General features: G+C 38.6%; 5 protein-coding genes. 1 reads left to right on the forward strand and 4 read right to left on the reverse strand.

All coding sequences use genetic code 11. The features are described from left to right. Position 1: 1 nt before the first annotated feature. The 4 genes from nuoC to ACTH6U_RS12045 form a co-directional block, all read right to left on the reverse strand. The gene (nuoC, locus tag ACTH6U_RS12030) at positions 2-1804 is read right to left on the reverse strand and encodes an NADH-quinone oxidoreductase subunit C/D (RefSeq protein ID WP_294108011.1); all 1803 of its coding nucleotides are present in this window, start codon (positions 1802-1804) and stop codon (positions 2-4) included. Between the two features lie 74 nt (positions 1805-1878). Beyond that, positions 1879-2553, reverse strand: coding sequence for a NuoB/complex I 20 kDa subunit family protein (locus ACTH6U_RS12035; RefSeq protein WP_294108009.1), 675 nt, complete (start codon positions 2551-2553; stop codon positions 1879-1881). An 18-nt stretch (positions 2554-2571) separates the two neighbouring features. Then, a complete protein-coding gene (locus ACTH6U_RS12040) occupies positions 2572-3015 on the reverse strand; it encodes an NADH-quinone oxidoreductase subunit A (protein ID WP_294108007.1) in 444 nt (147 codons plus the stop codon). 988 nt (positions 3016-4003) lie between these two features. Beyond that, positions 4004-4927, reverse strand: a complete 924-nt coding sequence (locus tag ACTH6U_RS12045; RefSeq protein WP_294108005.1) for a LysR family transcriptional regulator — start codon at positions 4925-4927, stop codon at positions 4004-4006. A 946-nt stretch (positions 4928-5873) separates the two neighbouring features. On the opposite strand from ACTH6U_RS12045, the gene ACTH6U_RS12050 reads away from it, so the two are divergent. Next, positions 5874-7088: a pyridoxal phosphate-dependent aminotransferase gene (locus ACTH6U_RS12050; RefSeq protein WP_294108003.1), complete on the forward strand. Its 1215-nt coding sequence runs from the start codon at positions 5874-5876 to the stop codon at positions 7086-7088. Positions 7089-7691 lie beyond the last annotated feature (603 nt).

Consider the following 7691-nt stretch of genomic DNA (forward strand, 5'->3'; position numbering starts at 1 on the left):
GTTAGCGATCCACATCCGACATTACAAAATCGATACTACCCAGATAGACAATCAAGTCTGAAACCAAACTACCTTTAATCACCGCCGGAATTTGCTGCAAATGCGCATAACTCGGGGTACGAATACGGGTACGGTAGCTCATCGTGCTGCCATCACTCGTCAGGTAGTAGCTGTTGATACCTTTCGTGGCTTCAACCATCTGGAATGACTCATTCGCAGGCATCACTGGACCCCAAGACACTTGTAAGAAGTGATTGATCAGGGTTTCAATGTGCTGCAATGTGCGCTCTTTTGGTGGCGGAGTCGTCAATGGGTGATCCGCTTTGAAAGGACCTTCTGGCATATTCTTCAAGCATTGCTCAAGAATACGGATACTTTGACGCATCTCTTCCACTTTGATCATCACACGGTCATAACAATCGCCGTTATGGGCAATAGGAATATCAAATTCAAAGTTTTCGTAGCCTGAATATGGACGCCATTTACGCACATCAAAATCAACACCTGTTGCACGTAAACCCGCACCAGTAACACCCCATGCCAGTGCTTCTTCTTTGGTATAAGATGCCACACCAATAGAACGGCCTTTTAGGATGGAGTTTTTCAGTGCAGAAGTCACATAAGATTCTAAACGCTTCGGTAACCAATCTAATAGTTCGCGTAGCAGCTTATCCCAACCTTGAGGTAGGTCATGAGCGACACCACCAATCCGGAACCAAGCTGGATGCATACGGAAACCCGTAATGGCTTCGACAACGTTGTACACTTTTTGTCTATCAGTAAACGCAAAGAACACAGGTGTCATTGCACCAACGTCTTGAATATAAGTACTGATATACAACAAGTGACTATTAATACGGAACAATTCAGACATCATCACACGGATGGTTTTCACACGATCCGGTACTTCGATACCTGCAAGTTTTTCAACCGCTAAGATATAAGGCATTTCGTTAACACAACCGCCGAGGTATTCGATACGGTCAGTGTAAGGAATGTAGCTATGCCATGACTGACGCTCACCCATTTTTTCAGCACCACGGTGGTGGTAGCCGATGTCAGGGACGCAGTTCACAATCTCTTCACCATCAAGTTGTAAAACGATACGGAACGCACCGTGAGACGATGGATGGTTAGGGCCCAAGTTCAGGAACATGAAATCTTCGTTTTCATTTCCACGAGACATATCCCATTCTTCTGGTTTGAAAGTTAGCGCTTCCATTTCTAAGTCTTGTTTTTGCTTAGTCAGAACAAAGGGGTCGAACTCGGTTGCACGCGCAGGGTAATCTTTGCGCAGCGGGTGACCTTCCCAGCTAGGTGACATCAGCAGGCGGCGTAAATTCGGATGACCTTGGAAGGTAATGCCGAACATATCCCACACTTCACGCTCATACCAACTTGCGTTCGGGAACAAAGAAACCACTGATGGCACGTTTAAGTCATTCTCATTAAGCGCAACTTTCAACATGATATCGCGATTACGATCAATGGATATGATGTGATAGAAAACACTAAAGTCTGCCTCAGGCAGACCTTGACGATGAATTCTTTGACGTTCATCTACCCCATGCAAGTCAAACAACATCACATAAGGTTTTGGTAGTTTTTTAAGAAAATCTACAACTTCCAGTAACTGTTCGCGTCTTACCCAGATAACTGGCATGCCAGTACGGGTAGCTTGAACAGAAAAGGCATCTGGCCCAAATTGGTTGCGCAATTCCAAAAGCACAGGGTCATTTAAATGATCCTGTGTCTGCCATTCTGGCTGGGTACTACTTGCTTGCGCTATCTGACCTGTCATCATTCTTCACCATAACGCTTGATCAGGTTTATTATTTCGCAACAACATTGCTCTGTTACGCTGTATGGCTTTAAGCCTTAAATTTGGTCTGGTGTACGCAGGTTTGTCACTGCGATACGTTCACCGTGCTTTCTTTCTCTTTCTGACTGCATGTTGGCACGATAAACACCCTGATCTCCGACGACCCAAGAGAGCGGACGACGCTCTTTGCCAATTGATTCTTGTAAAAGAAGTAAAGCCTGCATATAGGCTTCAGGGCGTGGCGGGCAGCCAGGGATGTAAACATCCACAGGGATAAATTTGTCAACGCCTTGTACGACAGAATAAATGTCATACATACCACCAGAGTTGGCACATGAACCCATGGAGATAACCCATTTAGGCTCTAGCATCTGGTCATAAAGACGTTGAATAACAGGCGCCATTTTAGTGAAACAGGTTCCTGCGACGACCATGAAATCGGCTTGACGAGGTGAAGCACGAAGTACTTCTGCACCAAAGCGGGCAACGTCATGAACAGCCGTGAACGAAGTTACCATTTCTACATAGCAACATGAGAGACCAAAGTTATATGGCCATAGAGAGTTTTTACGTCCCCAGTTAACAACATCGTGAAGTGCATGAGAAAGTTTCCCCATATACACGCTGTTTTCAACTTGCTGCTCCAGTGGATCGCTTACGATTTCCTGAGTTTGCAGTGGGTAACGGTCGTTCTCACCGTTCGGATCTATGCGGGTGAGCGTATAATCCATTGTATAATGCCTCGCTTCTTACTGCGGATGACGATTGCTGATTTTAATAACTTCACTAGGACCTTTAACTGCGCGACGTGAGCGGACTGGAGTCCAATCCAATGCTCCTACGCGAGCTAAATAAAATAGTCCCGCCAACAATACCAAAATAAAGATAGCGGCCTCGATGAAGCCTACCCAACCCGTTTCACGGATGGCAGTGGCCCATGCAAATAAAAACATGGCCTCAACATCGAAGACAACGAAGAACATAGCCACCAAATAAAATTTGGCTGACATACGAAGACGGGCACTGCCGACAGAATCAATACCTGATTCATAGGGAACGTGTTTTGTTCTGGCTTTGGCGCGGCTGCCCAAAAAATGACCAGCGACCAACATAAAAGCACAAAGACCGATAGTGCCGATAAGGAATATCGCAAACGCCCAGTTATGGGCTAACGCTAGGATTGATGTAGACATACTCGTTGCTTACTCATTACTTATGGTGCGGACCCTGCTCTTTTTTAACAACACGGCAGTATTGCACCACAATTGCCCAGTTAATCGAGAAGAAAGACCAAAAGTTATCACCAAACTAAAAATCAGCCTGAAGACTGTGTTTGGTTTGTCCTCTCTCATTACAATTTATTTTGCTCAAATGAGGCAAAATAACCCGTATTTTTCACAAATAATTTACAGTTCGAAAACATAAAGCAAACAATAAATACTCATGTCTTGCTAAAACGTGTCAGTGTAATGATACACAGGTAAACACGCAAACTAGTTTAACTGATTATTCGTTTTTACTACACTATTATCTCAGGAAAAACCTGTCTTAACGGATGAAAAATTGCTCTTTTTATTTGATCTAGCGCACAGTTTTATTTAAAAAATACTCATGCTGTTTACATTACATTCAAATTTACATTAAGTATTGATAACGCTTTTTTTTCCTTTGTACTAAGTAACTAACTGACAACACTGTGCTATTTTTTATACCGTTCAAAAATAGATTGTTAACAAAGTAACAATCCATTAACCAAATTATGAAATTCACGTTATGCCATCTAAGTCACAATTATTTCATGGTCTTGAACATTTAACCATACTTATTAAGTGGTTAATTGATTTATTTCTAACCGATATAACAAAAAATATTCATAATTTTGAACTAACTCGTAATCTGAACAGATTAATGCCCATTATTAACAAGTGCACTAGCAGCTAATTTATTTTAGCAGAATTAAAATTTGTTAATTTTGTCCCTGAACAGTTTTAGTGAACGAAACGTCTTTATCTTTCTAAAATGCAATTAATTTTATCTATAATAAAATGAAGTAAATTCTCATGGTTTTAAAAATACATTTATCGAAAGATAAAAATAAAAAAGCTGAGTTCCATAATAAGAAACTCAGCTCTAAACGAGACATCAGATTAACGTATTAACTCATTCTTAAAGGCAAATAAATTACCCTTCGATAGAATTAGTCTCTGTAGTATCACTCGCAGCGGTAGCAATATACGGGATTTTTTTGTTTTCAATTGCATTGAAGACCGTTAATACAAAGTCTTTCTGTTCATCCGCATTTTTATATAGCCAGTACTGAATATCTGGCAGACGTGGTAGACCATCAGACTCACTCAGTATACGAAGATCTGCATTTTGCATTTCCATCGGCCTAGCAGTCACACCAACTTCTGCATTTACTGCGGCTCGAACCGCGGGTAGCGATGCTGCCTCATAAGCGATATGCCAAGGTAGATTAGCTTCATCCAGTGCCGCAGTACACAATTTGCGATAAGGATTAGTTTCATCCATAACGACTAATGGAATTGGCTCGTTATGGCGTAATTGGAAATCAGGCGCACTGTGCCATAAGACCGGAACAGTTCTTAATGCAGTTTTAGGATGATGGCTAATTCTTGCGGTTGTTAATGCTAAATCTATTTCGTGATTATCTAGCATTGACTCGATAAATTGAGCGCGCTTGATACGCACCTCAACCGCAATACGCGGATATACCGAAGCAATACGATTAAGTAAAAATGGAAGTAATACATCAACAGTATCGTCGGATGCACCAATTCTTAATTCGCCATCCGCGTCATTGTATGCCAGTGATGCAGTTGCATCATCATTTGCACGCAATATTTGCCTTGCATACCCCAACAATTGTAAGCCATGCGCAGTTAACAACTTATTACGGCCATGACGAGCAAATAACTCGCGACCGACTAGCTGCTCTAAACGTTGCATTTGTTGGCTCACTGCCGATTGTGTTCTACATACTGCAGCTGCCGCAGCAGCAAAGGTGTTTAGATCAGCAACTGCAATAAAAGTACGTAGCAAGTCGAGATCTAGATTCATTATTGGACGATTGGAATTTATCATCGTTAATTCTCTTATATAATTTTATGGTGCCTGGTGTTTCTGCTCTCCTCCGTGAGAATCAGCGAGTTTGTATCAACTACTTTATTTTGCATCTCTTATCCGTAGATCTGCATTTCCTGGGTTGTCTGATTAAAGCTCATAAAAAACATAAGCTAGAAGCAGACACTATGGCTAGTCAAAACTAAATTGCTTTATTAAAGCAATACACTATCAAAAAATTCAATATACTATTCCTTCAACTTGCAGTTAATTTTTACAGGTAGAGATGATTATATTTAACTTTAGAATCACACACTTAAGGTATGTTCATCCAGACATCTTTAATTGTAATCTGCCAGTAAATCGGAATTATTTTGGGTATATACTGCCATATTTAAGGCATTTCTCTGAATAAAATGAGAAAAGAAAGCCTATATCTAAATACTAACATATTTAATGTAAATGCAATTATTTTAATGTAAGCACATTATAAACATCATCTTGAATTATTTATATTGGTTTAAATATCATTTAGTTATAGTAAATTACTTCAATTCAGTCTAAATAGTACATAGCCAAACAATCAATATTACTAACAAAATAGGCCTAAAAATTATAAAAAATCACTAATAATGCGTAAAATTTATTTCTTAATTAATGATTTAAAGATCAATATTACATTTTGATACAATTTTTATTTATCCTATTCATTTTAGTCTCTTTATTTCTACTTTTACTCTAAAACAATAATAATTATTAAAATTTAACTCCACCATAACTAATATAGTAAGATGTTAAAGCCTGATTAATGAATATTTTCAGATACCACATATTACATTTTAGTATAAACCAACCGTTTCCACCAAAATTTATCTTGCATCTTCAAAAGCTTCCGAGGGAAGAGTACAGTAGAGTGATAATGCCGGCCCCCCTACCAAAGTAACCCCGTTAGGGTAATGAGAGAACAATGAATAATTTAACAAAATCCAATAAGCTCGATAATGTCTGTTATGACATCCGTGGGCCAGTTTTGAAAGAAGCGAAACGCTTAGAAGAAGAAGGCAATAAAGTACTCAAACTGAATATTGGTAACCCGGCACCATTTGGCTTTGAAGCACCCGATGAGATCCTTGTTGACGTATTACGCAATCTACCAAGTTCACAGGGTTACTGTGACTCAAAAGGCTTATATTCAGCACGTAAAGCCATCGTTCAACATTATCAAGCTCGTAATATTCACGATATGACTGTTGAAGATGTCTATATTGGTAATGGCGTTTCTGAATTAATTGTGCAAGCGATGCAAGCCTTGCTCAATGATGGTGATGAAATGTTAGTGCCTGCGCCAGATTACCCACTGTGGACAGCTGCGGTTTCGCTTTCTGGGGGTAATGCTGTTCACTATATGTGTGATGAGCAACAAGGATGGATGCCTGATATCGATGATATCCGTAAAAAGATCAGTCCTAGAACCCGTGGAATTGTGGTTATCAACCCCAATAACCCAACAGGCGCGGTATATAGCAAAGAACTGCTATTAGAAATTGTTGAAATCGCCCGCCAACACAACTTAATCATCTATGCAGATGAAATATATGACAAAATTTTATATGATGATGCACAACATCATTCTATTGCCGCACTTGCGCCTGATTTGCTCACTGTCACTTTTAATGGTTTATCCAAAACCTACCGTGTTGCCGGCTTCCGCCAAGGCTGGATGGTACTCAATGGTCCGAAAAAACATGCGAAAGGTTATATTGAAGGGCTAGAAATGCTTGCATCTATGCGTCTATGTGCCAACGTACCGATGCAACATGCGATTCAAACTGCTCTTGGTGGTTACCAAAGTATTAGCGAGTTTATTCAACCTGGTGGGCGTTTATATGAGCAGCGCAATCGCGCATGGGAATTAATCAATCAAATTCCTGGCGTTTCTTGTGTTAAACCACAAGGTGCACTGTATATGTTCCCAAAAATAGATGTTAAACGCTTTAATATTCACGATGACCAGAAAATGATCCTTGATCTACTATTACAAGAAAAAGTTCTTCTTGTTCAAGGTACAGCATTTAACTGGCCAGAACCTGACCATTTCCGTATCGTGACGTTGCCTTATATTGACGATCTTGAAATGGCGATCAATAAGTTTGGGCGGTTCTTAGAAAATTACCGTCAATAAAATTATTTTGTGTAATCACAAAATAGCCTCTAATAAATTAGAGGCTATTTTATTTCTATCTATCATAGTGCATATTTTGAATATTACTGACTAAAACCAATCATTATTAGACCTTTAAATTATCGAAATAATATAAACTGCTGCTAAAAAAAACAATACTAATATAATAGGAAAATATTTCATGATGTTCCTTAATGATGTTGAGCTATAACCTATTCATTATAATTTTTTATAGCCTCAAATCAATTAATAATTAAAGTCAAAAAACAATCATCTTATTTTGACTTTACATGTTATTTTTTAGCTGTTTATAGTTATCTCTATCCATTTATTCGATTTAATGCAATTTAGCAAGCTATGAAAAAAAGAAAATACACATACATTATTTTTCACCTCACCATTAATACTTAGGATTACTTTCCAAGTATCAACCTATTTTATTAAATAGTAAAAATTATTATTAGTTGTACATATTTTAACATTAAATATATTAGCAATAGTTTCACTCTATTTCACATTAAGATATATCATTTTACGCCATGTCCCTAGATAACTTTCTAAATAAATAGAACCAATAATGTAATCTTATAAATAAATAAATAA

The sequence above is a fragment of the Providencia sp. genome, from assembly GCF_052096715.1.
Taxonomy (GTDB): domain Bacteria; phylum Pseudomonadota; class Gammaproteobacteria; order Enterobacterales; family Enterobacteriaceae; genus Providencia.

Excerpts from the sequence above, each read along its gene's own strand:
- nuoC (WP_294108011.1), bottom strand. The coding sequence starts at position 1,804 with ATGATGACAGGTCAGATAGCGCAAGCAAGTAGTACCCAGCCAGAATGG.
- ACTH6U_RS12035 (WP_294108009.1), bottom strand. The coding sequence starts at position 2,553 with ATGGATTATACGCTCACCCGCATAGATCCGAACGGTGAGAACGACCGT.
- ACTH6U_RS12040 (WP_294108007.1), bottom strand. The coding sequence starts at position 3,015 with ATGTCTACATCAATCCTAGCGTTAGCCCATAACTGGGCGTTTGCGATA.
- ACTH6U_RS12045 (WP_294108005.1), bottom strand. The coding sequence starts at position 4,927 with ATGATAAATTCCAATCGTCCAATAATGAATCTAGATCTCGACTTGCTA.
- ACTH6U_RS12050 (WP_294108003.1), top strand. The coding sequence starts at position 5,874 with ATGAATAATTTAACAAAATCCAATAAGCTCGATAATGTCTGTTATGAC.